The organism is Streptomyces sp. CB02959, assembly GCF_002803155.1.
GTDB lineage: Bacteria > Actinomycetota > Actinomycetes > Streptomycetales > Streptomycetaceae > Streptomyces.
In genome coordinates this window covers 270917-296122 of record NZ_NNBP01000002.1, presented here as the reverse complement: position 1 = coordinate 296122, position 25206 = coordinate 270917, and the positions used below count along the sequence as shown (strand labels likewise).

The window sequence follows — 25206 nt, the reverse complement described above, 5'->3', positions numbered from 1 at the left end:
CCCGCCGCGCGACGCCCTCAGGCCACCTCGATCCCGAAGTCGCCCACCAGCGCGGCCAGCCCGCCGGGGTAGCCCCGGCCGCCCAGGACGAAGTCCCAGTCGTCGCCGGCCCGGCGGCGGAACGCGCCGAGCACCAGCGCCCGCTCGCCGGGCCGCCCGTCGGAGACCGGCAGCCGGTCGCGTTCGGTCCCGGTGGCGTCCAGCAGGCGGATGTGGGCGTCGGTGAAGCCGCCGAGATCGGCGTCCGGGTCGGTCTCCGGATCGACCGCGGCGACCAGGACCAGCCGGTCGGCGTCCGATGGCAGGTCCGCGAAGCGCACCCGCAGGGCGGCGCGGTCCTCCGTCACTCCGGCCAGCATCCGCACCGAACCGTCCGGCGTGGCCGGGTTGTTGAAGAAGACGAAGTGGTCGTCGCCGAGCACGGCGGTGCCCTTGCAGACCAGGGCGCAGACGTCGAGGGCGGCCCGGCCGGACCAGTTCATGGCGAGGGTGGTGTGGTCCGGCGCCGGTTCGGCGGGCTCCGGGGTGCCGGGGCCGTCGTCGCCGGGGCCGAGGCGGCCGCGCAGCCCGTACCGGCCGAGCAGGTCGACGAGTTCGGGGCCGGCGATGAGGGTGAGCGGTTTGCCCTGGGCGAAGCGGTGTGCGCCGGGCCCGAAGTGCGAGGTGGTGACCAGCACACCCTTGTTGGCGCCTTCGGACTGGACGGTGCCGTACAGGTCGCGGACCGCGGTCGGCGGGACGGTGTTGCGGTAGCGCTTGACCTGCACGACGATCTTGCCGCCGCGGATCGGGTCGGGGTCCAGGGCGTCCACGTCGATCCCGCCGTCGCCGGACCGCTGGGTGGTGACCGCCCGCATCCCCATCGCGCGGAACAGCTCCGCGATCAGCTGCTCGAAGGCGAGCGGGTCCATGGCGAAGAGGTCCGGTTCGCCGTCGGTGCCGTGCGAGACCACCGCGCCGCCGGCGATGTCGTCCGGGCGGCGCCCGGGGCGGACCGGGGTGCGCTGGTCGGGGCGGGCGGAGAGCTGCCCGCGGAGCCCGTCGGTGAGGCAGTCGAGGGCGCTGACCTGGGCCAGCTGGTAGGACTCGACGGCGTTCCGGGGGGCCAGGACGGTGGCGAGGAAGATCGTGGCGGGGCGGCCGGTGACCGGGTCCACGTCGTCGACGAAGCCGTTGAGCGCCACCGACTCCAGGGCGCCGTAGGTGTCGGCGGCGAAGAGGTCGCGCAGGACCAGCAGGACGCTCTGCGCGAGGACTTCGCGGTAGAGCGCACGGCGCTGGGCGGCCGGGCGGGCGGTCTCCCGCTCCTCGTCGGCGGTGGGCAGGTAGCGGACGGCCTTGACGTCGGGGACGACGTCGTAGCCCGGCAGTTCCCAGTCGAGGACGAGTTGGCGGGCGGCGGTGTCGTAGCCGGCGCTGAGTTGCCGCGGGAAGCCCTCGGGCCAGGACGTGCCGGAGTACAGGGCGGCGGAGAAGTACTCCACGACCGCGTCCGTGTCGCCGGTGCGCAGGCCCGCGAGCAGTTCCTCGATGCCGGCGTTGTGCCGGCGGATGCCGTCCAGGGCGCCGGCCGCCCACTGGTCGTACTGCTGCTGGTAGGCGGCGAGTTGGGCCTGGCGCCGGGCCTCGGCGGCCTGGGCCGCGTACCAGTCCTGTTCGAAGCGGGCGCGGGCCTCCTGCTGGTCGCGGTCGCGGCGGACGCCGGACCGCAGGCCGCCGGTGGGCACCTGGTAGCGGGCCGGGTCGGGCATGGCCACCGGGGTCGCCAGCGCGCCGGGGGCGAACGGCTCGACGCGTTCGGGGCGGAGCAGGGCGGCGGCGGTGAAGGCGGGGGCCCGGCAGCCGTCGGCGAGCAGGTCGGTGAGGGCGGCGACGCGCGTGTCGAGTTCCTCGGTGCGGCGGCGGGCGTCGGCCTCGCGCTGCCGGCGGTAGGCCGTCTGCCGCTCGCGGTGCATGCGGGCCATGGCGCGTTCGGCGGCCCGGGCCTGCCGTTCCTGTTCCCGCTGCTGCTGCGCCTGCGCGCGGTGTGCGGCCTCCGTCCGGCGCTGCTGCTGGCGCTGTGCCTCGGCCCAGATGCCGAGTAATCCCTGGGAACGGCGGCTCATCTCGCGGTTCGTCCTCCCCCCGGGGCGGCAGCCCCCGGAACCCGTGGCGGCGGCGTCTGTGCCGGTCTGCCCTGGTCTGCTGTGGTGAGCCGACTGTAGCGGGGGGCCTGCGGTGCCGATCAGGGGGTGACCGGCCCTGGTCGGCGGCCGGGACGGCGGCCGGCGCCCGCGGTCCGCACGCCGGGCGGTCCGGCGCCGTTCAGCCGCCCAGCGCCGCCAGTTCGGTACCGGCCAGCAGGAACGCCCCCACCCCGAAGTCGGCGGTGGAGTCGCGGGTCACCGGCTGGCCCGATTCCGGCCGGTCACCGGCGCTCTGGACGTAGCCCAGGAAGCCGTCGGGGTGCACGGCGGTGGCCGCCATCGCCGCCCAGGCGCGGGCGGCCATCGACAGGTAGGCGTCGCGCGGGACGACCCCGGCGCGGATCGCGGCGGCCGTCGCGTAGGTGAAGAACGCGGTGCCGCTGGTCTCCGGGCCCGGCAGGTGCCCGGGGTCGGCGAGGTTGACGTTCCAGAACCCGTCCGGCCGCTGCGCGGTGCGCAGCGCGGCCAACTGCGCGGCGAGGGTGCGGCGGTAGGCGGCGGTCGGCGCGAAGGTGTCCGGCAGCACCGCCAGCACCTTGGCGTGCGCGGCCGCCACCCATCCGTTGCCGCGGGACCACAGCACCGGCCGGCCGGCCGGGGAGGTGATCCCGCCGGGCAGGAACCACTTGTCGCGGTACCAGAGCGCACTGCCGGGATCGTGCAGCCCCGGCCCGCCCTCGGCGTCCCGGGTGTGGAGGTAGAAGGCGTGCATCGCGTCCCAGTAGGAGCGGTCGGCGCGCAGCGCGCCGAGCCGGGCGAACGGCGGCATCGCCATGTGCAGCGCGTCGTCCCACCACCAGTCGTCGTGCCGCCCGCCCGCGGTGTCGGCCATCCGCCGTACGGACTCCTCGACGGCGGCGAGCTTCGCCGGGTCGGGCGCGGGGTCCAGGGCGTGCAGGTCGAGGTAGACCTGGCCGGCGCACTGGTCGTCGGCGTGCCGGGTGGTGGGGCCGTTGTGCAGGCCGTACCCGTGCCGTTCCGCCCAGCCGCGGGTGTAGGCGAGGTAGCGGGGTTCGCGGGTGAGGCGGTGCAGGGCCATCAGCCCGCAGAAGAAGGTGGCGCGGGCCCACTGGTTGTCGCCGGGGTCGCGGTGCGCGCCGATCCAGTGGTCGGCGACCCTGCGCAGTACGGCGACGGTGCGGACGTGCCGGCGTTCCATGCACACCCCTCCGGGACGGAAGCACGGATATTCACGTACACGAACAGTGTTCTCCCCTGTGAGGAGGCGGGGACATCGTGGCAGTCAACTCCCCTCGGCGGAAGGGCCGGTAGGCGACCAGCGGTCCGATTCGGAATTGCCTTCGCACGTCCGTGCCCGTACGGTGGGCGTCGTGACTACCGGGTCGGCCATGGGCCACGAGCGAGTGAGGCACCCGGTCACTTCGTGACCGCGCGGCGGGTCAGGGACCCGCCCCACCTCTTCCTGCCTCTCCCCTGCGCGTATGCGACGCGCCATTTCCACCGTTTCGCGCGGCTCTTCCGCGCGCCTTTCCTCTTCCCGCACCACGGACGCCGCCGTGCCGCGCCCTGCCGCGCCGCGCCGCCACCGTCGTCGTGCGGTCACTTCACCCTGCCCACGCGGCTTCGCCCTGGGCACCTCGTACCTGGAGACGGACCCTTCATGCCCCATGACTTCAACCAGCACGTCATCGACGAGTTCCGGGCCAACGCCGGACGGGTCGGCGGCCCCTTCGAGGGCGGTCGGCTGATCCTGCTGACCACCACCGGCGCCCGCACCGGCACCCGGCACACCACCCCGGTCGGCTACCTCCCCGACGGGGAGCGGATCCTCGTCATCGCCTCGGCCGGCGGCGCACCGCACCACCCCGACTGGTTCCACAACCTGGTCGCCCACCCCCGTGCCACGGTCGAGGACGGGGTCTTCACCTACGAGGCGGCGGCCGAGGTGCTGACCGGTGAGGAACGCGACCGGGTCTTCGCCCGCGCCGTCGAGGCCGACTCGGGCTGGGCCGACTACCAGGCGAAGACCCGCCGCACCATCCCGGTGGTGGCGCTGACCTCCGTCGAGACCGGCCCGCCGCGCTTCCCCGGGGCGACCCCGGGCCAGTCCGTCACCCTCATCCATGACGCGTTCCGCCGCGAACTCGGCACCATCCGCAAGGAGTTGGCCGAATCCGGCAGTGCGCTCGGCGCCCAGCTGCGGATCAACTGCCTGACCCTGTGCCAGGGGCTGCACAACCACCACACCGGCGAGGACCTCGGGATGTTCCCGGCGCTCCGCCGCCACCGCCCGGAACTCGCCCCCGTCCTGGACCGGCTGGACGAGGAGCACCGGAGCATCGCCGCACTCCTGGAGGAGCTGCGCCGGACGCTCGCCGAGCCGTCCACCGCCCCGGGCGGGATCCGCGCCGAGGTCGAGCGGCTGACGGACGAGCTGGAGGCCCATCTCACCTACGAGGAGGAGCAGTTGGTTCCGGTGCTCGACGCGATGGCCGGCTGAGCGCGGGGCGGGGCGGCGGCCGCGGGGGTCAGATCCGGCGGCCGTAGCCGTCCCAGTAGGGGTCCCGCAGCTGCCGTTTGAAGAGTTTCCCGGACTCGTCCCGCGGCAGCCGCTCCTCGAACACCACGGCCCGGGGCACCTTGTACGCGGCGAGCCGCCGGGCGACGTGGGCGCGGACCGCCACGGCGGTGAGCCGCACCCCGGCCTCGGTCTCCAGGTGCGCGGCCAGCGCCTCGCCGAACTCCTCGTCGGGTATGCCGAACACCGCCGCGTCCCGCACCCCGTCCAGGGCGAGCAGGCAGCCCTCGATCTCCGCCGGGTAGATGTTGACGCCGCCGGAGATGACCAGGTCGTTGCGGCGGTCGCTGAGGTAGAGGTAGCCGTCCTCGTCGAGGTGGCCGATGTCGCCGAGGGTGACGTATCCGGGCCGGTCCGGCGCCTCCATGGCGGCGCGTTTGTCCGGGTCGCCGAGGTAGCTGAAGCGGGGCCAGTTCTCGGCGGGCCGGACGTAGATCTCGCCGGTGGCACCGGGCGGCAGCACTTCCCCGTCGGGCCCGAGGACGAGGACCGCGCAGGTGCCCTGGGCGCGTCCGACGGTGCCGGGGTGGGCGAGCCACTCCGGGCTGTCGCACCAGGTCACCGCGCCGGTCTCGCTGCCGCCGTAGTACTCCCGCAGGACCGGACCCAGCCAGTCGATCATGGCGTGTTTTATATGCGGCGGGCAGGGCGCGGCGGCGTGCACCACGGAGGTGAGCGAGGACAGGTCGTAGCGCTCGCGGACGTCCTTGGGCAGCCGCAGCAGCCGGACGAACATGGTGGGCACCACCTGCGCCTGCTCGATGCGGTGCCGTTCGACCAGCCGCAGGAACTCCTCGGCGTCGAAGCGCGGCATCAGCGTGATGTCCAGGCCGGCCGCCAGGGCCAGCACCGCGTGCTGGCTGGGCGAGGCGTGGTAGAGCGGGGCGGGGATCAGGGTCCGGCCGCCCGGGGCGACCGCGAAGTACTCCAGGAAGCTCGCCACCGCCTCGGTGAGCCGCTCCGGACCGACCGGTTCGCGCAGAACTCCCTTGGGGCGCCCGGTCGTTCCGGAACTGTAGATGACGGTGGGCGGCCGGGCCCCGACGGGCCGGGACAGCGGCGGCCGATCGGCCAGCCAGTCGTCGAGGACCGGGTGCCGGCCGGTGACGGGCGGGGCGGCGGTCCCGCAGGCAGCCGCCACGCCGGGCGGCACCGCGACCTCGACGATCTGCACGCCCTCGGGCAGGACCGCGGCCACCGCGCCGAGCAGGTCGGTGTGGGCGAAGACCACCGCGCTGCCGCTGTCGGTCAGCACGTGGCGCAGGTCGTCGGCGCGGAAGTGCCAGTTGACGGGGACCGCGGCGGCGCCCAGCTGGGCGGCGGCGGTGGTGATCTCCAGGTGCGCGGGCTCGTTGCGGAGCACCACGGCGACCCGGTCGCCGGGCCCGACTCCCAGGTCCGCCAGGCCCGTTGCGATCCGGGCGGCGCGGTCGAGGAATTCCGGGTAGCCGCGTTCGTGGCCCGCGCAGCGGATGGCGGGGGCGCGGGCGGCGGGCGGTGCGACGGCTTCCATGGTGCCTCCAGGAGGGAGCGGCCAGGACCGGCCCACACCGGTCCGGCTCATTGAACAGCCATCCGCCGCGCGCCCACCAGAGCTCCCCGCGCCATCCCCGCCCGGTCGGCGCGGTGCTCCGATCGCCCCGCAGCGGGCGCCGTCGGGGATGGCCGCTCCTATCCTCGGGACCATGGGCAACAACGACATCCTGCGCACCCACGGCGAGGCGCTGACACTGTTCGGCGCCCGGGTCCACGCCGTCCAGGAGGACCAGTGGGAGGCACCCACGCCGTGCACCCAGTGGTCGGTGTTCGACCTGGTCAACCACCTCGCCGCGGAACAGCTGTGGGTGCCCCGCCTGGTACGGGACGGGGCCACGATCGCCGAGGTGGACGGGGACTTCGACGGCGACCAGCTCGGCGAGGACCCGGTCGGGGGCTGGGACCGGGCCTCGGCGGCGGCCCGCGCGGCGTTCGCCGAACCGGGCGCGCTGCACCGCTCGGTCCACCTGTCCTACGGCACCACCCCGGCCGACGCGTACTGCACGCAGCTGACCGCCGACGCCGTGGTGCACACCTGGGACCTGTCCCGGGCGATCGGCGCCGACGAGCGGCTGCCGGCGCACCTGGTGGCCGCGGCACTGCGCGAGGTGGAGCCGTACGCGGAGGTGCTGGCGGGATCGGGGCTGTTCGCCGCGCCGGTGGAACCCCCGGCGGACGCCGACGACCAGACCCGGCTGCTGTGCCTGCTCGGCCGCCGGCCCTGAGCACCGCACGGCCGCCGGCCCCGGCCTCCGAGGAGGGGCCGGGGCCGGCGGGCACCCGCGGTCGGGTCAGTCGATGCCGCGGACGATGTGCGGTTCGACGGGATCCTCCTCGCAGCCGGCCAGCCGCACCGGGGCGCAGCGGTCCCAGGCTTCGAGATTGCGGACTTCCTTGATTCGCCCGGGGCGCTCGCCCTGCTTCAGACGGGGCTGCTTGTGTTGAGCCTTGTGCAATGCCACCACGCACTCCTTCTTCGAGGTATTGGTTCCGACGCGGTGGCGCCTTCTTTCACAGACCGGGAGGTCGGCCAGGGTGTGTGGCGTTCCCGCGACGGGCCAATGGTGTTGGCGTCTCCCAGGAGGGTCGTCCGTCGCCCTCCAGGATATCGACGCCGCTCGGGGAACGCTCGACTTTTTCCGCCGATAACGGCACGTCTCGGGAACGCGGGGCGTCCGCCCGGCGCCACGGCCCGCGCCGGGGCGCGGAAACACGCTGCGTCATTCACCCGGTTGGCCGTCAGCCCCTCTTCCGCGCGGCGTTCGCGGGCCCCCGGTTGCCGGGTGCGACGCCGTCCGTAAGGTGGGAAGCCGGTCCGCGTGCGCCGGGGGCACCCGCCCGCGCGCCGCGCCCGTGCGTCGGCGGCCGCGGTGCTACCCATGGGCGGGTGGAATGGTTCTCGGATCCCGGTTCTTGGCTCGGGCGGCTGGTCTTCCAGCGGCTGCTCGCGGTGCTCTACCTGGTCGCGTTCCTCGCCGCGGCCCGGCAGTTCCGGGCGCTGCTGGGGTCCCGCGGGATGCTGCCGATCCCGGCGTTCACGGCGCGGGCGCCGTTCCGGCTGTCCCCGTCGGTCTTCCAGCTGCACTACTCGGACCGCTTCTTCGCGGCGTGGGCCTGGAGCGGGGCGGTGCTGGCGGCGGCGGTCGCGGCGGGGGCGGCGGACGCGGTGCCGCTGGGGGCGGCGATGGCGCTGTGGGCGGTGCTGTGGGCGATGTACCTGTCCATCGTCAACGTCGGGCAGACCTGGTACGGGTTCGGGTGGGAGACGCTGCTGCTGGAGGCGGGGGCGCTGGCGGTCTTCCTCGGCAACGCCGCCACCGCTCCCCCGGTGCCGATCATGTGGCTGCTGCGCTGGCTGCTCTTCCGGGTGGAGTTCGGGGCCGGGCTGATCAAGATGCGCGGGGACCGCTGCTGGCGCGATCTGACCTGCCTCTACTACCACCACGAGACCCAGCCGATGCCGGGGCCGCTCAGCTGGTTCTTCCACCGGCTGCCCAAGCCGCTGCACCGGGCCGAGACGGCCGCCAACCACGTGGCCCAACTCGTCCTTCCGGTACTGCTCTTCACCCCGCAGCCGGTGGCCGGGTGGGCGGCCCTGGGGATGGCCGCCACCCAGCTGTGGCTGGTGCTGTCCGGCAACTTCTCCTGGCTGAACTGGGTCACCATCGCCCTGGCGCTGTCGGCCGCCGCCCCGCTGTGGGGCGGTACCCCGCCGGCGCCGGGCGCACCGCCGGTGTGGTTCGAGGCGGTGGTGTGCGCGGCGGCCGCCGGCGTCCTCGCGCTCAGCTACCGCCCGGCCCGCAACCTGCTGTCCCGGGGCCAGCTGATGAACACCTCGTACGAGCCGCTGCACCTGGTCAACTCCTACGGCGCGTTCGGCAGCATCACCCGGGTGCGCCGGGAGATCGTCGTCGAGGGCACCGCGGACGCGGTCTCCGGGCCCGGTACGACCTGGCACGCCTACGAGTTCCACGGCAAGCCGGGTGAACCGGCGCGGCTGCCCCGCCAGTTCGCCCCCTACCATCTGCGGCTCGACTGGCTGATGTGGTTCGCGGCGCTCTCGCCGGCCTACGCCCGGTCGTGGTTCGTGCCGTTCGTGGCGCGGCTGCTGGAGAACGACCGGGACACCGTGCGGCTGCTGCGCCGCAATCCGTTCCCCGATCTGCCGCCGGCCCGGGTGCGGGCCCGGGTGTTCCGCTACCGCTTCACGACCTGGCGGGAACTGCGGGAGACCGGCGAGTGGTGGCACCGGACCGCGGAGCGGGAGTTCCTGCCTCCGGTGTCGCGGTCAGCTCTGTACGGAAGGCGATGACCATCTCGCGGGCGTGGCGCAGCCCGATCCGGGCGAAGTCCCGCTCCAGGGCGTCGAGTTCGGCGAGGGTTTCGGTGCGGTCGCGGCCCAGTCGGGCGCGGGACTTGGCCAGGCCCAGCCGGGAGAGCGCCTCACCGCGCGGCTCCTGCATCTCCCGGAACTCGCGCAGCGCGAGGGCGTAGATGTCGCGGGCCGCGGCGTAGCGGCCGGCGCGGTAGAGGACGTTGCCGCGCATCTTGTGGTTGTAGGCGAGCGCACCGGCCAGGTCCATGGTGCGGCAGATGGCCTCGGCCTCGGACAGCAGGGCCAGCGCCCGGTCCGGCTCGCCGCGGACCGAGAGCACGTCGGCCACCCCGCGCAGCGACCAGGCGCGGCCGCGGAAGTCGTCGGCGTCGGCGGCGATCCGGGCGGACTCCTCGAAGAGTTCCAGGGCCTTGCGGTGGTCGCCGGTGTTGCGGTGCATCTGGGCGATGCCGGACATCGCCCAGACCATGTGCCGGGCCTCGCCGTGCGCCCGGGCCTGCTCCAGGAGTTGCTCGTGCAGGTCGGCGACGGCGGCGTAGTCGCCCTGGATGCGGCCGGTCTCGGCGAGGCCGGCGAGGGAGTAGCCGTGGGCGAGGCGGTCGCCGCCGGTCTCGGCCAGGGCCACCGCGTGGGTGAGCAGCCGCCGAGCCAGCGCCAGGGTGCCGCACTGGCGGGCGAGGGTGCCGCCGCTCCACAGGGCCCAGGCCATGGCGGCGGGGTCGCCGGCGGTCCGGCCGCTGCGGTAGGCGGCGCGCCAGGCGGCGCCCGCCGCGTCCACCCTGCCCAGTCGCCGGTTGGCCTCGGCGACGGCCAGCTGGGCTCTGGACCGCTTGAGCGCGGTGTCCGCTTCGGTGAGTGTCCGGTGCGCGGTGGCCAGCACCTCCTCGTAGGAGGAGTTCACGCTCAGCGCCGAGCCCAGTTCGCCCTGGTACTCCGGGGCGAATGCCTTGCCGTACATCGATCCGTGGCCTCTCGATCATGCGTTTGCCGTGTTCACGAACGTACGGAAGAGGAGGCGTGCGGCGAATCCGTCCACGTATGGGTTGTGATGTACGACTGGAGTGCTACGGAGGGGGTGGGTGGTCATCATCGGGATGTACGGGGTTCTCGGGGTCAGAGATCTGACGAGACGTCACAAGTGGTGCTCTTGCGGGGTGTTGCGGGACGGGCCACCCTGACGGGCACGGCACCGGAGGTGTGGGATGGACGAGGCGGTCGGGGCACGCGGGGGCATCGGGCGGCGGCGGTTCGTCGGGGCGGTCGGGGCCGTCGCGGCGGGAGTCGCGGGAGTGGCAGGAGTGACCACAGCCGCGGAAGTGGCAGCCGCGGAGGGCGGGGAGCGGCGGCCGCGGCAGTTGTTCCTCGGGACGTACACCTCGAAGCCGGGCGGCGGCACCGGCATCGGGCTGGCCGACTACAACCCCGGTACCGGTGCGCTCACCGCCACCGGAGTGATCCCGGGCGTCGCCGACCCGTCGTACCTGGCCCTGGCCCCGGACCGCCGGACACTCTACGCGGTCGACGAGCAGGAGGACGGCGCGGTGACCGCGGTCGCGCTGCCGCGGGACGGCGGCGGGCCGGTGGTGCTGGGCAGCCGGTCCACCGGCGGGGCCGGGCCGTGCCACCTGTCGGTGCACCCCGGTGGGCGGTGGCTGCTGAGCGCGAACTACCTCTCCGGGAGCGTGGCCGTGCACCCGGTCCAGCCCGGCAGCGGCGCGCTGGGCCCGCGCACGGACCTGGTCGTCCACGACAGCCCGCCGCCCGGCCCCGGACAGACCGGGCCGCACGCGCACCAGATCGTCACCGCTCCGGACGGCCACCATGTGCTGGCCGTGGACCTCGGCAACGACACCGTCTACACCTACCGGCTCGACCCGCGGGCCGGGAAGCTGACGCAGGTGGCGTACGCGGCGCTGCGGCCCGGCGCCGGGCCCCGCCATCTGACCTTCCACCCGTCGGGGAGGTACGCCTATCTGGCGAACGAGGTCGACAACACCGTGGTGGTCTGCGGCTACGACCCGCGCAGCGGGCGGCTGGCGCCCGGGGCGCCGCAGTCCACCGGGACCGGCCCGGGCGTCAGCTATCCGGCGCAGATCCTGGTCACCCGGGACGGCCGGTTCGCCTTCCTCGCCAACCGCGGCCACAACAGCCTCACCCGGTACGCCGTGGCGGCGGCCGGGGCCCGGTTGCGGCTGCTGGACACGGTGCCGGTGGGCGGCGACTTCCCCCGGCAGATCGCGTTCTCGCCGGACCAGCGGTGGCTGTTCGCGGCGAACCAGAAGTCGGGGTCGGTGACGGTGTTCGCGGTGGACGCCCGGACCGGGGCGCTGGTGCGGGTCGGTGAGCCGTTCGCGGCTCCGATGGCGGTCTGCGTGCTGCCGCGCTGACCGTCGCCGTCCGGTCCGGCGCAGCTGAAACACTGCGGCAACAGGCCCGCAGGATTGGCGCGTTAGCGTCGCGCCCCATGAGTACGGGAACCACAGCATCCGGTGCCGGTGCCGCACCAAACACCCCGGCGCAGCGGCCGGACCCGGCGGGACCGGGCGCGCAAACCGCCGGCACGGGCCTCCGACAGGGGCTCGAACGCCGCCATATGCAGTTGATCGCGCTGGGCGGCGTGATCGGGGCCGGCCTGTTCGTGGGCAGCGGGGTGGTGGTCCGGTCGACCGGGCCGGCCGCGGTGGTGTCGTTCCTGGCGGCCGGCGGCCTGACCGTGCTGATCATGCGGATGCTCGCCGAGATGACGGTGGCCCGCCCGGCGCTGGGCTCCTTCTACGCGCACGTCCGGGAGACCCTCGGGCACCGGGCCGGGTTCGCCGTGGGCTGGCTGTACTGGTACTTCTTCGTGATCGTGGTCGCGGTCGAGGCGGTGGCGGGCGGCCGGATCATCCGGCTGTGGCTGCCCGGCGCCCCGCTGTGGGCGGTCAGCCTGGTGCTGATGGCGCTGCTGACGGCGACGAACATGGTGTCGGCGCGCTCCTACGGCGAGTTCGAGTACTGGTTCTCGTCGATCAAGGTCGTGGCGATCGTGGTGTTTCTCTTCCTGGGCGCGCTCTACGTGCTCGGGCTATGGCCGGGGTCGACCGGCGGGCTGGCCGGGCTCACCGCGCACGGCGGGTTCGCGCCGGAGGGGATCGGTGCGGTGCTGGCCGCCGTGGTGCCCTGCGTGGGCTTCTTCACCGGCGCCGAGATCGTCACCATCGCCGCCGCGGAGTCGGCCGAGCCGGAGCGGGCGGTGGCCGGCGCCATCCGGTCGATCGTGCTGCGGGTGGTGGCGTTCTACGTGCTGTCGATCTTCCTGGTGGTCGCGGTGGTGCCGTGGACGTCGAAGGCGATCGAGGTCAGCCCGTACGCGGCGGTGCTGGACCGGCTGGCGGTGCCGGCGGCCGGGACGGTGATGAACGCGATCGTGTTGGTCGCGGTGCTCTCCTGCCTGAATTCCGCGCTCTACACCTCGTCGCGGATGCTCTTCGCCCTCACCCGGAACGGCGACGCGCCGCGCGGTTTCACCAAGGTCAGTGCGAGCGGGGTGCCGCGCCGGGCGCTGCTCGCCGGCACCTCGGTCGGATATCTGTCGGTGATCGCGGCGTGGATCTCGCCCGATGTCGTCTTCACCTTCCTCATCAACTCCTATGGAGCCATCGCCCTGTTCGTCTATCTGGCGATCGCGGTGGCGCAACTACGGATGCGGCGCACACTGGAACGCGACGCCCCGGCGCGGCTGACCCTGCGGATGTGGGGCTTCCCGTGGCTCAGCCGGCTGACCGTGGCGCTGATGGCGCTGGTGATCGGGGCGATGGCGGTGCTGCCGGACAGTCGGGCGCAGTTCTGGCTGAGCCTGCTCACGCTGGGTGTCGTCCTGGCCGCTTACGAAATCCGGCGGCGGGTCCGGCGCACCTAGCTCCGGTGCCGGGCAGGCCGTCCGCGGCGCCACGGACGGCCTGCCCTCTCCCCTCGGGAAGCGACTCCCGGAATTCCCCCTGGATCCCCCGTCAATTTCCCCGGAAAGTCACCGGAACAACAAGGTTGGGGAATATCTCTCGCCCCTTGCATTCCGTTGACTCACTCCGCGGAAATTACCCGGCCACGGATCCGCTGCGGCGTCGGTTCAGCCGCCGCAGGTCACCTCGTACCGGATGCGTGTACCTGGAGTCGGGTGCCCGGATAGATGAGGTTCGGGTCCTCGCCGATGACCTGGCGATTCTGTCGGTAGATTTCCTGCCACGGCTTTCCGTGGACGACGGCGATACCGCTCAGGGTGTCCCCCGCATTGACCGTCACCGCACCCCCGGGAACGCGATGCCGATCCTTCTTGTAGGGCTTTTCCTGGGGCTTGGGGGGCCGGCCGTGGGTGCGCTTGGGTACGGCCTGCCCCTGCGCCGGCGTGGTGTGCGCGGCGCCGCGGGGGACGCCGTACAGCCCCAGCGAGGCCGAGCAGGCGGGCCAGGCGCCCCAGCCCTGGCGGGCCAGTACGCGTTCGGCGACCTGGATCTGCTGGGTCCGCGATGCCCGGGCGGCGCGGGACGCATAGACGTGGCCACCGAAGGAATGCCAGGTCGAGTGGCCGAACTGGAGCCCCCCGGAGAAGCCGTTGCCGGTGTCGATCCGCCAGTCGCCGCCGCTTTCGCACTGGGCCAGGCGGTCCCAGGTGCCGCTGCTGACGGCTTCGGCCGGCTCCTCGGACACCGCGCCCAGCGCCCCGGCGGCCAGCAGGACGGCGGCCGCGGTGACGCCCCGGGCCCCCCGGCCGCGCAGTGCCTCGCCGCGGACGGCCCGGTCCGCCGGTTCGCGTACTTCCGCTGCCCGGCGTACCTGCGGCTCCGGCGATTCCTGCGTTTCCGGTACCTGCTGAGTTTCCATGTGCGTACTCCCGTCGCTTGTTGCTGTGCGTACTGAGTTGTCGCCCGCTTTCGAATTCCGGAAGGTGCCGGTATTTCGGTGGGCGCGCAGAGATGTCAGCGTTTTCGGCGAGTTCTGGGATTCTGGATCGTCGGGTTTTCTTTCTCCGGGCGGTCGAATTCGACGAGGAAGAGACAACCATGGGCCGCGTCGGCATCGGCAGAGCGCGCGGTAGCGCTTTCGGCGACCGGTCTGCCCCCTCGCCGCCGGAAGGGGTACGAAATCCTCCGCATGGCACACCACACCGGCGGGTAGGGGCGCACCCCCTGTGCCCCCGGTGCCCGGCCGACCGGCAATCGCCCGGGCGTTCGACTCCGGGAGGTTACGCCCCGTGCATCCGCCGGCCTCGGTGCATACGCGCGGCGGGGGCCGCACACACCGCGCACGGCCGTCGGGACGGTGCAACCGCCCGGGTTTCACCGGAAGTCGGCAGGCCGTACGGCCCGCGGCGGCCCGCCGCGCGGCGCGTTCCGGCCCGGCGCACCGGCACCGCTCCAGGAGGCCCGTTCCCTGCGCCCCCACCCGTGCCGGCACGCTCCGCATCCGTGCGCGTCACCGCGCCGCCCGTGCGCCCCTCCGACCGGCCGACCCGCCGTCCGCGGGGGGCGGGGAGCGCCGCGCCAACGGGGTGGCACGTGCGCGGGGCAAGCGCACTACCCGTCGCCGGGGGCCAGGAAGTGCCGGAGCCGTTCCCGGAATTCGGCCTCGAAGGCGTCGTAGCGGGAGCGGAGGGCGGCGCCCGGCCAGGCGTCCGGGAGGAGGGGCGCGGGCAGCAGCGGGTCGGTGAGGAGGTGGCGGAGGACCGCCGCCGCGACGGTGAAGCGGTCGGCGGGGGTCTCGGCGCGGTCCAGCGCGGCCAGCAGCTCACGGGCGTGCGCCGCCCAGCCGTCCAGGTCCCACAGGCTCCGGGCCAGCGCGGCCGGGTCGCCGTCGGGGGCGCCGGTGAACCAGGTGCACTGCGCGGTGGCCACCGGCGGGTGGGGCCGGTCGAGGTTGGCGGGCCGCAGCCAGCTGCCCTCGCGCAGCTCGGCCAGCCGCAGCGCGGCCATCGCCTGGCGCAGGGCGGTGCGTTCGGCGGGCGGGCGGCTGCCGTCCGCGGTGACCACGGCGATCTCCCAGGCGCCGCGCCACGGGCGGGTCCGCGGTGCACGGCTCTCGTCCTGTCGGGCCTGGCGCGCCAGCAGTCGGGCGGTCAACGCGTAGCCGCCCGACTGCTGCCGCAGGTCGCCGGCCGCGACCATCCGGGAGAGCGCGACCCGGACCGTCCCCTCGGCGATGCCGAAGAGTTCGCCGACCCGCACCAGCGCGCGCACCGGGAGCCGGGGCGGGTGATGGCCGAGGAGGGTGCTCAGCACGACGGAGCGGGCGGTCAGCGGCCGGAGGGCGAGTGGGGCGTCGTTCATAGGTCCGGGAAGTCTAGATCGTGCGGACGAAACGCCGCCCCGGGCGCTCTTACACTCTTCCTCCGGTCGTTGAGAATCTGTAATGTCGGGCTATGACCGTCACCCATGAAGTAACCAATCAGGCCCCGCCGCTGACGGGTTTCAGCGCCGCGGACGAGCCGGCGCTGCTGGCGGCGCTGCGCCGGGAGGGCGGCGCGTGGGGCGAGCAGGAGGTACGCGAACTCGGCGCGCTGGCCGGTTCGGCCGCGGTGCAGGACCAGGCGCGCTGGGCGGAGGAGCAGCCGCCCCGGCTGCACACCCACGACCGGTTCGGGCACCGGGTGGACGAGGTCGAGTTCCACCCGGCCTGGCACCAGCTGATGACCACCGCCGTGGAGCACGGCCTGCACGCCGCGCCGTGGACCGACCCGCGCCCGGGGGCGCACCTGGTGCGCGCCGCCAAGTTCTACGTCTGGTCGCAGGCCGAGCCCGGCCACGGCTGCCCCGTCTCGATGACCTACGCCGTGGTGCCGGCCCTGCGCGCCGCACCGGACCTCGCCGCGCAGTACGAGCCGCTGCTCGCCGCCCGCACCTACGACTTCGGGCTGCGCGCCCCCCTCACCAAGCGCGGCCTGATCGCCGGCATGTCGATGACGGAGAAGCAGGGCGGCTCCGACGTCCGGGCCAACACCACCCGGGCGGTCCCGGCCGGGGACGGCAGCTACCGCCTCACCGGCCACAAGTGGTTCACCTCGGCCCCGATGAGCGATGTGTTCCTGGCGCTGGCGCAGACCGACGAGGGGCTGAGCTGCTTCCTGGTGCCACGGGTCCTGCCCGACGGCACCCGCAACGGCATGCGGCTGATGCGCCTGAAGGACAAGCTCGGCAACCGCTCCAACGCCTCGTCCGAGATCGAGTACGAGGACGCCGTCGCCTGGCCGGTCGGCGAGCCGGGCCGCGGGGTGCGGACCATCGTCGAGATGGTGAACATGACCCGGCTGGACTGCGTGCTGGGCTCGGCGGCCGGGATGCGGGCGGGGCTGCGGCAGGCCCTGCACCACACCGCCCACCGGCAGGCGTTCGGGCGGGAGCTGGACCGGCAGCCGCTGATGCGCTCGGTGCTGGCCGATCTGGCCGTCGAGTCGGAGGCCGCCACGGTGCTGGCGATGCGGCTGGCGGCCGCGGTGGACCGGTCGCAGGCCGGCGACGCCGGGGAGGCGGCACTGCGCCGGCTGGCGCTGGCGGCCGGGAAGTACTGGGTGTGCAAGCGGGGCAGCAGCCACGCCGCGGAGGCCCTGGAGTGCCTGGGCGGCAACGGCTACGTCGAGGAATCGGGCATGCCGCGGCTGTACCGGGAGGCGCCGCTGCTGTCGATCTGGGAGGGCTCGGGCAACGTCGCCGCGCTCGACGTGCTGCGCGCCCTGACCCGCGAACCGGCCGCGCTGGACGCCTACTTCACCGAGGTCGAGGCCGCCTCCGGCGCCGACCGGCGGCTGGACGCGGCGGTGGCCGGACTGCGCAAGATGCTCGGCGGGCTCGGCGACCCGGAGCGGGCCCAGCTGATGGCCCGTTCGCTGGCCGAACGCCTGGCGCTGGTGCTCCAGGGGTCGCTGCTGGTGCGGCACAGCACCCCGGCGGTCGCCGACGCGTTCTGCGCCTCCCGGCTGGACGGCGAGTGGGGCCACGCCTTCGGCACCCTGCCGCCCGGCGCCGACCTCTCCGGGGTCCTCGGGGGCGCCCGGACCGGCGGGGACGCCGCCTGATGCCCGGGGACCCCGGCGCCCCCGTACGGGTCGAGCGGGCCGGTCCGGTGACGACGGTGGTGCTGTCCCGGCCGGCCGCCCGGAACGCCGTCGACGGCCCGACTGCACGTCAACTCGCGGATGCCTTTCGGGAGTTCGACGACGACGAGAACGCGCGGGTGGCGGTGCTGTGGGGCGAGGGCGGCACGTTCTGCGCCGGTGCCGACCTCAAGGCGGTCGGCACCGCGCACGGCAACCGCGTCGCGCCGGACGGCGACGGGCCGATGGGCCCGACCCGGATGCGGCTCGGCAAGCCGGTGATCGCGGCGGTCGCCGGGCACGCGGTGGCCGGCGGGCTGGAGCTGGCGCTCTGGTGCGATCTGCGGGTGGCGGAGGAGGAGGCGGTCTTCGGGGTGTTCTGCCGGCGGTGGGGCGTCCCGCTGATCGACGGCGGCACGGTGCGGCTGCCCCGGCTGATCGGCGCGGGCCGGGCGATGGACCTGGTCCTGACGGGGCGTCCGGTGCCGGCCGCGGAGGCCCTGGACATCGGGCTGGTCAACCGGGTGGTGCCCACCGGCACCGCCCGCACCGCGGCGGAGCGGCTGGCCGCGGAGCTGGCCCGCCTCCCGCAGGCCTGCCTGCGCAGCGACCGGGCCGGCCTGCTGGACCAGGAGGGCCGGACCGAGGAGACCGCCATGGCCATCGAACTCCGGCACGGGCAGGCCGTGTTGGCCGAGGGCCTGGCGGGCGCGGCACGGTTCGCGGCGGGCGCCGGACGGCACGGCGCGGCGGACGACGCCCGATGACCGACGACGACCTGACCTACCCCGAACGGGGCGGCACCCGGCGCGCCCCACTGCCGCCCGGCTACCACCACCTGCGCGAGGCGGTCCGGCTCGGCAGCGGCCCGGCGGTGTTCGCCGCCGCCGGCGACGCGGTGGCCACCTTCCGAATGCACCGGGCGGCCGGCACCCGCATCCGGGCCGGCGCACCGCGGGCCGCCCCGGGCGTGACCGTCGACGTCTCGCTGGGCGCCGGCCCGCTGCGGATCACCGCCCCGTGCCGGGTGGTGTGGACCGTCGACGAGGCGGACCGGGCGGGCTTCGCGTACGGGACCCGGGCGGGCCACCCGGAGTGCGGCGAGGAGGCGTTCGTCGTCGAGCGGCGCCCGGACGGCTCGGTGTGGCTCACCGTCACCGCCTTCAGCCGGCCCGCCCGCGCACTCACCCGCCTCGCCGGGCCACTGGTCCCGGTGTTGCAGCGCGGGTACGCCCGTCATCTAGGCGCGACGCTGCGCCGGCTGGCCGGTGGCGCGGACGACCGCCGCTGATCGCCATACGTCCACCCCGGCTTCATCGTTCCGTCACCACCGGCCCGGCCCGCCGTGAGAGAAAGCCAGGCATGTGCGATGACGAACTGATCCCGCCGCAAGCGGACTTGACCGAGCAGGAGTGGCTGCGGACCGACCCCCGGACACCGGCCGGCGGACCGCTGCCGCGGACCACCGGCCGGGTCCCGGGGTATGTGGGGCGCCGCGCGGTGCTGGGCGGGGCGATGGCCGGCGCGGCGCTGGCGGCCCTGCCCGCGGGCGCCGGGACGGCCGCCGCCGCACCGCGCTCCGGCGGCCCGGCCGGCTCCTTCCCGTTCCCCGAACACCCCAACGGCAAGGGCGAGTTCGCCATCCTGATCATCGGGGACGCGGGCACCGGGGACGCGGCCCAGTACGCGGTGGCGGCCGCCGCCCGGGACGTCTGCCGGGCCGAGGGGGTGGGACTGGCCGTCGGCCTGGGCGACAACCTCTACGAGAACGGCCCGGAGTCCGACCACGACACGGAATTCCAGGACAAGTTCGAGAAGCCCAACAGCGGCATCGACGTGCCGTGGCTGATGGTGCTGGGCAACCACGACTGCTCCGGGCTGATCCCGGGCAGCGGCGGCGACCCGTCCCGCGGCGACCGGGAGGTGCTGTACGCCACCCGGTCACGGCGCTGGTACATGCCCGCCCGCTACTACAGCGTGCCGCTGCCCGCCGCCCGCCCCCTGGTGGAGTTCTTCGCCCTCGACACCATCCCCTGGTCGTCCTACGTCGCCCAGCTCGACCCGTACTACCGCTGGGACGGGCCGTACATGCGGGAGCAGCGGGCCTGGCTGGACGGTGCGCTGCGGGCGTCCCGGGCCCGCTGGAAGGTCGTCCTGAGCCACCACCCGTACCTCAACAACGGCAAGCACGGCAGCGCCGGCGCCTACGACGGCTTCACCATCGGCCACTACACCAGCGGCGTCCACCTCAAGGACCTGTACGAGAACGTGGTCTGCGGGCGGACCGACCTGATCCTGTCCGGCCACGACCACACGCTCCAGGTGCTGGAACCGACGGCCCGGACCGGCGGCACCCGGCAGGTGGTGTGCGGCGCGGCGGCGAAGACCGGCGACGGCAGGGCGCACTTCGACCACCCGGCCGCCTGGCAGAACTTCGCCGACCACGGCTTCATGGTCCTCAAGGCGTCCGCCGCCCGGCTGACCCTCGACGTCTACACCGTCGACGTACCGACCCGGCGGGCCACACTGGCGCACCGGACGCACAGCACCCGGCCGGTCGCAGCGGCGGCGCGGGCCACGGCGTCCGCCTGAGGACCCGTCCGGTGGATCGCGGCCGTACCGTGCGGTGGCGCCGTTCACCGCGGGGCACGGCCGCCGTCCCGGCCGCCGGGAATGCGGGCCGCGTGGGCCCCGCCTAAGGTGTTCGCATGGCCGAGCGGCCCCCCGACCCCTCCGCGGAGGGCTACGACCCCCGCGCCGACCGGGCCGCGCCCCGGGTCGAGGAGGCGGCACCCGGCGTGTCCCACCACGAGCCGATCGGGCTGCGCGAGCGGCTGTCGCTGAACCGCATGGGCACCTTCGACTGGGACCTGGACAGCGGGTTCATGGACCTGGACCCCGGCGCCATGGAGGTCTTCGACCTGCGCCCCGGCGAGTACGACGGCGCGCCGACGTCCCTGACCCTCCGGGTGCCCCCGGAGGAGGGCCTGCGGCTGGACGCGGCGCTCTCCCAGGCCCTCCAGGACGGCAACTCCTCCTACGGGGCGTACTTCCGGATCCAGTGCCGCGACGGGACCCGGCGCTGGACCCACTCCCAGGGGCGGATCCTGCACAACGCGCAGGGCGTCGCGTACCGGGTCATCGGCATCGTCCGGGAGGCGACCAGCGAGCTCGCCGACTCCGCGCTGCTGCGCTCGCTCCAGCAGGAGCGGCAGCGGCAGACGGTGATGGTGCAGCAGACCACCGCGGCGCTGGCCCGCGCGCTGTCGGTGACGGACGTGACGCGGGTGCTGACCGGCACCGGCGGCGCGCGGCGGTTCGGCGCGGACGCGCTGGTGCTGGGCCTGGTCGAGAACGACCGGTTCGAGGTGATCGCCACCGCCGGGCTGGACGGCGAGGTGCCCGCCGACATGATGAACTCGCGGCTGGACGACACCCTCCCGCTGTCCGACGCGGTGCGCTCCCGGCGGCCCAGCTTCCTGAGCACCCGCGGTGAGCTGGTCGCCCGCTATCCGCGGCTGCGCCCCTCCGTCGACGTGCTGCCGACCGGCAGTGCCGCCTTCCTGCCGCTGGTCGCGCAGGACACCGTCCTCGGGGCGCTGGGGCTGTTCAACCACGAGCCGGCGGTGCAGTCGCCGGAGGCCCGGAACCTGGCGCTGGCCCTGGCCGGTGTGGTGGCGCAGTCCCTGCAGCGGGCCACCCTCTTCGACCAGGAGCGGGAGTTCGCGACCGGGCTTCAGGCGGCGATGCTGCCGCGCCTGCTGCCGCCGATCGCCGGCGGCGAGGTCACCGTCCGCTACCACCCGGCGAGCGTCGGCCGGGACGTCGGCGGCGACTGGTACGACGTGATCGCGCTGCCGCAGGGCCGGACCGGGCTGGTGGTCGGCGATGTCCAGGGGCACGACACGCACGCCGCGGCGGTGATGGGCCAACTGCGGATCGCACTGCGCGCCTACGCCAGTGAGGGCCACCCGCCGGAGACGGTGCTGGTGCGGGCCTCCCGCTTCCTGGCGGAGCTGGAGACCGAGCGGTTCGCGACCTGCACCTACGTCCAGGCCGACCTGGAGTCCGGGGCGCTGTACCTCGCCCGGGCCGGCCATCTGGGCCCGCTGATCTGCAACAGCTCCCGGCACATCGACTGGCCGGAGATCAGCGGCGGGCTGCCGCTGGGCCTGGCCACCGCCTTCGGGCAGGACCACTTCCCGGAGACCCAGCTGTTCCTGGAGCCGGGGTCGACGCTGCTGCTGTGCACCGACGGGCTGGTCGAACAGCCCGGCCAGGACATCTCGGCCGGGATCGACGCGCTGTCCGCCGCGGTCCGCGCCGGGCCCACCGCACTGGACGCGCTCGCCGACCGGCTCTCCGACCACCTGTGGGCCGAGCCCGGTTCGGACGACGACATGGCGCTCCTGCTGCTGCACCGGAGCGCGATCCCCGGGGAGGCCGCCACGCCGCGGCTGCGGCTGCACGTCCACCAGGCCGACCCGGCGGGCACCGCGGAGGTCCGCTCGGCGGTGCGCCGCACGCTGGACCAGTGGCGGGCGGGTGCGGTCACCCACGACGTGGAGGTGGCCGCCTCGGAGCTGATCGCCAACGCGCTCACCCACACCGAGAGCGGCGCGCTGGTCTCGGTGGAGCTGCTGCCCGGTTCGCCGTGCCGGATCCGGCTGGAGGTCGAGGACCGGTCCAGTCAGTGGCCGCGGCGCCGGCGGCCCGGCGAGACGGCGACCTCCGGGCGGGGCCTGCTGCTGGTGGAGGCGCTGGCCGACCGCTGGGGTGCCGAGCCGCGGGGGTCGGGCAAGGCGCTGTGGTGCGAGTTCGTGGTGCCGGACGACCCGCCCGGCAGAGGATCCTGAACTCACCGACGCGGCGCGGGAGATGGGCACCGCGGATACCCCGGACCCGGCCTGCGGAACCGGGCGTGCGAGCGGGGTGATCGTGCCAGGATGGCGACGACCGTTCGTCATGCAGGGGAGGGCATCGATGAGTGGCAGAACCGCCGGCCGGTGGTTCCCGTACGGGCCCGGCAGTCGCGCCGTGCTGATCGGTACCGGCCGCTACACCAGCCCGGACCTGCCGGGCATCCCGTCGGTCGCGGCCGACCTCCAGGGGCTGTGGGCGGCCCTGACCCATCCCGCACAGGGGCTGCTGGCCCCGGAGCACTGCCGGGTGGTGGCCGACCCCACCGACCAGTCGGCCGTCGGGGCGGCGCTGGCCTGGGCGGTGCGGGAGGCCGAGGAGGCGCTGCTGGTCTACTACGCGGGGCACGGCGTCCTGGACGACACCGGGCTGCTGCACCTGGGGCTGGTGCACACCGACCTCGACCAGGTGGGTTTCTCCGCCGTCCCGATCGACCTGGTGAAACGGCATGTGGGCGAGGCCCGGGCGAAGGCCCGGGTACTGGTCGTGGACTGCTGCTTCTCGGGCCGGGCGGTCTCCGCGATGGCCGGGCCGGCCGACCTGGCCCTCGGCCAGCTCGACCTGGCGGGCACCTACACCCTGACGTCCACCACGCGCACCGCCCCGGCCCACGCGCCCGCCGGGGAGGCGTACACCGCCTTCACCGGCGCGCTGCTGGACGCGCTGGCCGCGCCGGTCCCGCTCACCCTCGACGAGGTGCACGGGAAGGTCGACCGGGCGCTGCACGCCCGGGGGCTGCCGCGGCCGCAGCGCCGCTCGGCCGGGGCGGCCGGGTCCCTGGTGCTGATGCGGGGGCCGTCGGGGGTGCCGGGTACGGCGGGCGCACCCCGCACCGCGGGCCCGGTGCCGCCTCCGCCGCGCACCCCGCCGCCCGGCGGCCCGCCACCGTTCGACCTCGGCGCCCCCGCCCCGGCGCCGCGGCCCGCGCGCCGCGGCCGGGCGGTGCTGCTCGCCGCGGCGGTGGGCGGCGCCCTCGCCGTGCTGCTGACGTCGTCGCTGGTGCGGGGGGTGTTCGGAACCGGCGACGGAAGCGGCGGCGACGCCGCCGACCGCAAGGGGGCCGGCGCCCACACCACCCCCGGCGGGCCCCGCAACTCCCCCGGGAACCCTCTGCCGGACTCCGGCACGCCTTCGCCGGAGTCCGAACGCACCGCGGCCGCCGCGAAGGTGGTCTACCGCGACAAGCGTCTGACCTGGCGGGCGGCGAGCTGCCTGGGCGGCACGTTCCAGGCGCTCGACCTCGACGCGGCGTCCGTCGCCACGAGCCCGCTGTCCGCGTCGTCCGACGGCGACCTGGACTATATGGGCTGCCTGAAGGGAATGTACGGCGCCCAGGCCGTCATCGAGGTCGGCGGCAGCATGATGAGCCCGGTGCGGGCCGGCACCGCCGACGCCGGGACGGACACCGCCGAGGCCTGCCGGGCGGCCGCCGAGGGCAACCCGGTCGGCCCGCACCCCGACGCCGGGAAGATCACCGCCGGTACGGTCTGGTGCGTGGTGTCCACGCGGAACCAGGTGGCGAAGGTGACGTTCACCAAGGTGGACCCGGCGGACAGCAGCAGCGGCGCGGGGCCGGACAACCCGACCTTCGGCCTGACCGTCACCTTGTGGGCGGGGCCCTGATCCGGCGGACGGTCCCGCCGGATCAGGGCCCCGGGCTCACTCCTCCGGCCCGTACCACAGCGTCGTCATGTTGCAGAACTCGCGCATGCCGTGGCCGGAGAGCTCCCGGCCGTAGCCGGAGCGCTTGGCGCCGCCGAACGGGAGGCCGGGGTGGGAGGCGGTCATGCCGTTGAAGTACACCCCGCCGGCCTGGAGGTCCCGGGCCAGGCGCTCCTGTTCGGCGGCGTCCCGGGTCCAGGCGTTGGAACTCAGGCCGAACGGCGTGTCGTTGGCGAGCGTGACCGCCTCGTCCAGGTCGGCGACGCGGTACAGCGTGGCGACCGGGCCGAACGCCTCCTCGTGGTGGATCCGCATGCTCGGGGTGATGCCGGCGAGCACGGTCGGCTCGTAGAACCACCCGGCGTGGCGCTCGGGCGGGCGGCCGCCGCCGCACAGGGCCCGGGCGCCCCGGTGGACCGCGTCGTCGACGAGTTCCTCCAGGTCGGAGCGGCCCTGTTCGCTGGCGAGCGGTCCGACGTCGGTGGCCTCGTCCATCGGGTCGCCGACGGTCAGCGCGGCCATCCCCGCGGTGAACCGCTCGGCGAAGGCGTCGTGGACGTCGGTGTGGACGATGAACCGCTTGGCGGCGATGCAGGACTGGCCGTTGTTCTGGACGCGGGCGGTGACGGCGACCCGGGCGGCCTTGTCGAGGTCGGCCGAGGGGAGGACGACGTAGGGGTCGCTGCCGCCGAGTTCCAGGACGGTCTTCTTGATCTCGTCGCCGGCGGCGGCGGCGACCGCACGGCCGGCGGGTTCGCTGCCGGTGAGGGTGGCGGCGGCGATCCGCGGGTCGCGCAGCACCTCCTCGACGGCGCCCGAGCCGATCAGCAGGGTCTGGAAGCAGCCGTCGGGGTAGCCGGCGCGGCGGAACAGCTCCTCCAGGTAGAGCGCGGTCTGCGGGACGTTGGAGGCGTGTTTGAGCAGTCCGGTGTTGCCGGCCATCAGGGCGGGCGCGGCGAACCGGACGACCTGCCAGAGCGGGAAGTTCCACGGCATCACCGCGAGGACGGTGCCGATCGGCCGGTAGCGCACCACCGCGCGGGCCGCGCCGGAGTCGTGGACGTCGGCGGGGTCGGGCCGCTCGTCGGCGAGGAGCGCCTCGGCGTGGTCGGCGTACCAGCGCATCGCCTTGACGCATTTCGCGGCCTCGGCGCGGGCCTGGGCCAGTGGTTTGCCCATTTCGGTGGTGATGGTGCGCGCGATGCCGTCCTGGTCGGCTTCGAGCAGGTCGGCGGCGCGGTGCAGGAGTTCGGCGCGGTGGGCGAAGGACGTGCTGCGGTGGTCCTGGAAGGCCTGTTCGGCGCGGACCAGGCGGTCCTCGATCTCGCCCGCGTTGAGCGCGTCGAAGGTCTTGAGGGTCTCGCCGGTGGCCGGGTTGACCGTGGCGATGGCCGTGTTGGCCATGGTCGGCACCTCCTTGCGGTGCGGTGCGGTGGCGGGACGCCGGGGCCGGGCGCTAGGGAGG

General features: G+C 74.6%; 19 protein-coding genes. 11 read left to right on the top strand and 8 right to left on the bottom strand.

From position 1 onward, the window contains the following. Nucleotides 1–17 precede the first annotated feature (17 nt). Both CG747_RS04585 and CG747_RS04580 read right to left on the bottom strand, forming a co-directional pair. Nucleotides 18–2105 (bottom strand): restriction endonuclease, encoded by a 2088-nt coding sequence (locus CG747_RS04585; RefSeq protein ID WP_100600303.1) that lies wholly within the window; start codon nt 2103–2105, stop codon nt 18–20. Nucleotides 2106–2304: 199 nt separating this feature from the next. Continuing rightward, nucleotides 2305–3345 (bottom strand): glycoside hydrolase family 88 protein, encoded by a 1041-nt coding sequence (locus CG747_RS04580; protein ID WP_100600302.1) that lies wholly within the window; start codon nt 3343–3345, stop codon nt 2305–2307. Nucleotides 3346–3807: 462 nt separating this feature from the next. On the opposite strand from CG747_RS04580, the gene CG747_RS04575 reads away from it, so the two are divergent. Continuing rightward, the gene (locus CG747_RS04575; protein WP_100600301.1) at nt 3808–4647 is read left to right on the top strand and encodes a nitroreductase/quinone reductase family protein; all 840 of its coding nucleotides are present in this window, start codon (nt 3808–3810) and stop codon (nt 4645–4647) included. Nucleotides 4648–4675: 28 nt separating this feature from the next. On the opposite strand, the gene CG747_RS04570 is transcribed toward CG747_RS04575, so the two are convergent. After that, on the bottom strand, nt 4676–6238 hold the full coding sequence (locus tag CG747_RS04570) for an AMP-binding protein (RefSeq protein WP_100600300.1): 1563 nt from the start codon (nt 6236–6238) through the stop codon (nt 4676–4678). Between the two features lie 172 nt (nt 6239–6410). On the opposite strand from CG747_RS04570, the gene CG747_RS04565 reads away from it, so the two are divergent. Further along, on the top strand, nt 6411–6986 hold the full coding sequence (locus CG747_RS04565; RefSeq protein ID WP_100600299.1) for a TIGR03086 family metal-binding protein: 576 nt from the start codon (nt 6411–6413) through the stop codon (nt 6984–6986). A 66-nt stretch (nt 6987–7052) separates the two neighbouring features. Here the strand turns inward: CG747_RS04565 and CG747_RS47780 are convergent, their stop codons facing one another. Further along, the gene (locus CG747_RS47780) at nt 7053–7223 is read right to left on the bottom strand and encodes a hypothetical protein (RefSeq protein WP_159030818.1); all 171 of its coding nucleotides are present in this window, start codon (nt 7221–7223) and stop codon (nt 7053–7055) included. Nucleotides 7224–7648: 425 nt separating this feature from the next. Here CG747_RS47780 and CG747_RS04560 point away from each other — a divergent pair, with 425 nt between their 5' ends. After that, nucleotides 7649–9073 (top strand): lipase maturation factor family protein, encoded by a 1425-nt coding sequence (locus tag CG747_RS04560; protein ID WP_100600298.1) that lies wholly within the window; start codon nt 7649–7651, stop codon nt 9071–9073. Here CG747_RS04560 and CG747_RS04555 read toward each other — a convergent pair. Continuing rightward, complete coding sequence (locus CG747_RS04555) at nt 8967–10055, bottom strand: tetratricopeptide repeat protein (protein WP_100600297.1); 1089 nt, start codon at nt 10053–10055, stop codon at nt 8967–8969. The genes CG747_RS04560 and CG747_RS04555 overlap by 107 nt on opposite strands. A 244-nt stretch (nt 10056–10299) precedes the next feature. Here CG747_RS04555 and CG747_RS04550 point away from each other — a divergent pair, with 244 nt between their 5' ends. Both CG747_RS04550 and CG747_RS04545 read left to right on the top strand, forming a co-directional pair. Next, the gene (locus CG747_RS04550; protein WP_100600296.1) at nt 10300–11484 is read left to right on the top strand and encodes a lactonase family protein; all 1185 of its coding nucleotides are present in this window, start codon (nt 10300–10302) and stop codon (nt 11482–11484) included. A 77-nt stretch (nt 11485–11561) separates the two neighbouring features. After that, on the top strand, nt 11562–12998 hold the full coding sequence (locus tag CG747_RS04545) for an amino acid permease (protein ID WP_100600295.1): 1437 nt from the start codon (nt 11562–11564) through the stop codon (nt 12996–12998). Between the two features lie 221 nt (nt 12999–13219). Here CG747_RS04545 and CG747_RS50655 read toward each other — a convergent pair whose 3' ends face one another. Both CG747_RS50655 and CG747_RS04535 read right to left on the bottom strand, forming a co-directional pair. After that, on the bottom strand, nt 13220–13957 hold the full coding sequence (locus tag CG747_RS50655) for a transglycosylase family protein (protein ID WP_100600294.1): 738 nt from the start codon (nt 13955–13957) through the stop codon (nt 13220–13222). A gap of 692 nt (nt 13958–14649) precedes the next feature. Further along, nucleotides 14650–15399 (bottom strand): PaaX family transcriptional regulator C-terminal domain-containing protein, encoded by a 750-nt coding sequence (locus tag CG747_RS04535; RefSeq protein WP_100600293.1) that lies wholly within the window; start codon nt 15397–15399, stop codon nt 14650–14652. A 92-nt stretch (nt 15400–15491) separates the two neighbouring features. On the opposite strand from CG747_RS04535, the gene CG747_RS04530 reads away from it, so the two are divergent. The 6 genes from CG747_RS04530 (at nt 15492) to CG747_RS04505 (ending at nt 23702) form a co-directional block, all read left to right on the top strand. Further along, nucleotides 15492–17141, top strand: a complete 1650-nt coding sequence (locus CG747_RS04530) for an acyl-CoA dehydrogenase family protein (protein ID WP_100600292.1) — start codon at nt 15492–15494, stop codon at nt 17139–17141. Beyond that, entirely contained in the window at nt 17141–17926 is a 786-nt protein-coding gene (locus tag CG747_RS04525; RefSeq protein WP_100600291.1) for a crotonase/enoyl-CoA hydratase family protein, read from the top strand. Before CG747_RS04530 ends, CG747_RS04525 begins: the two co-directional genes overlap by 1 nt. Then, nucleotides 17923–18450, top strand: a complete 528-nt coding sequence (locus tag CG747_RS04520) for a DUF1990 family protein (protein WP_100600290.1) — start codon at nt 17923–17925, stop codon at nt 18448–18450. Before CG747_RS04525 ends, CG747_RS04520 begins: the two co-directional genes overlap by 4 nt. Before the next feature lie 71 nt (nt 18451–18521). Next, on the top strand, nt 18522–19751 hold the full coding sequence (locus tag CG747_RS04515; protein ID WP_100600289.1) for a metallophosphoesterase: 1230 nt from the start codon (nt 18522–18524) through the stop codon (nt 19749–19751). 116 nt (nt 19752–19867) lie between these two features. Beyond that, nucleotides 19868–22015 (top strand): SpoIIE family protein phosphatase, encoded by a 2148-nt coding sequence (locus CG747_RS04510; protein WP_100600288.1) that lies wholly within the window; start codon nt 19868–19870, stop codon nt 22013–22015. Between the two features lie 127 nt (nt 22016–22142). Next, a complete protein-coding gene (locus CG747_RS04505) occupies nt 22143–23702 on the top strand; it encodes a caspase family protein (RefSeq protein WP_100600287.1) in 1560 nt (519 codons plus the stop codon). 36 nt (nt 23703–23738) lie between these two features. Here the strand turns inward: CG747_RS04505 and CG747_RS04500 are convergent, their stop codons facing one another. Beyond that, entirely contained in the window at nt 23739–25145 is a 1407-nt protein-coding gene (locus CG747_RS04500) for an NADP-dependent succinic semialdehyde dehydrogenase (protein WP_100600286.1), read from the bottom strand. Nucleotides 25146–25206: the final 61 nt, after the last annotated feature.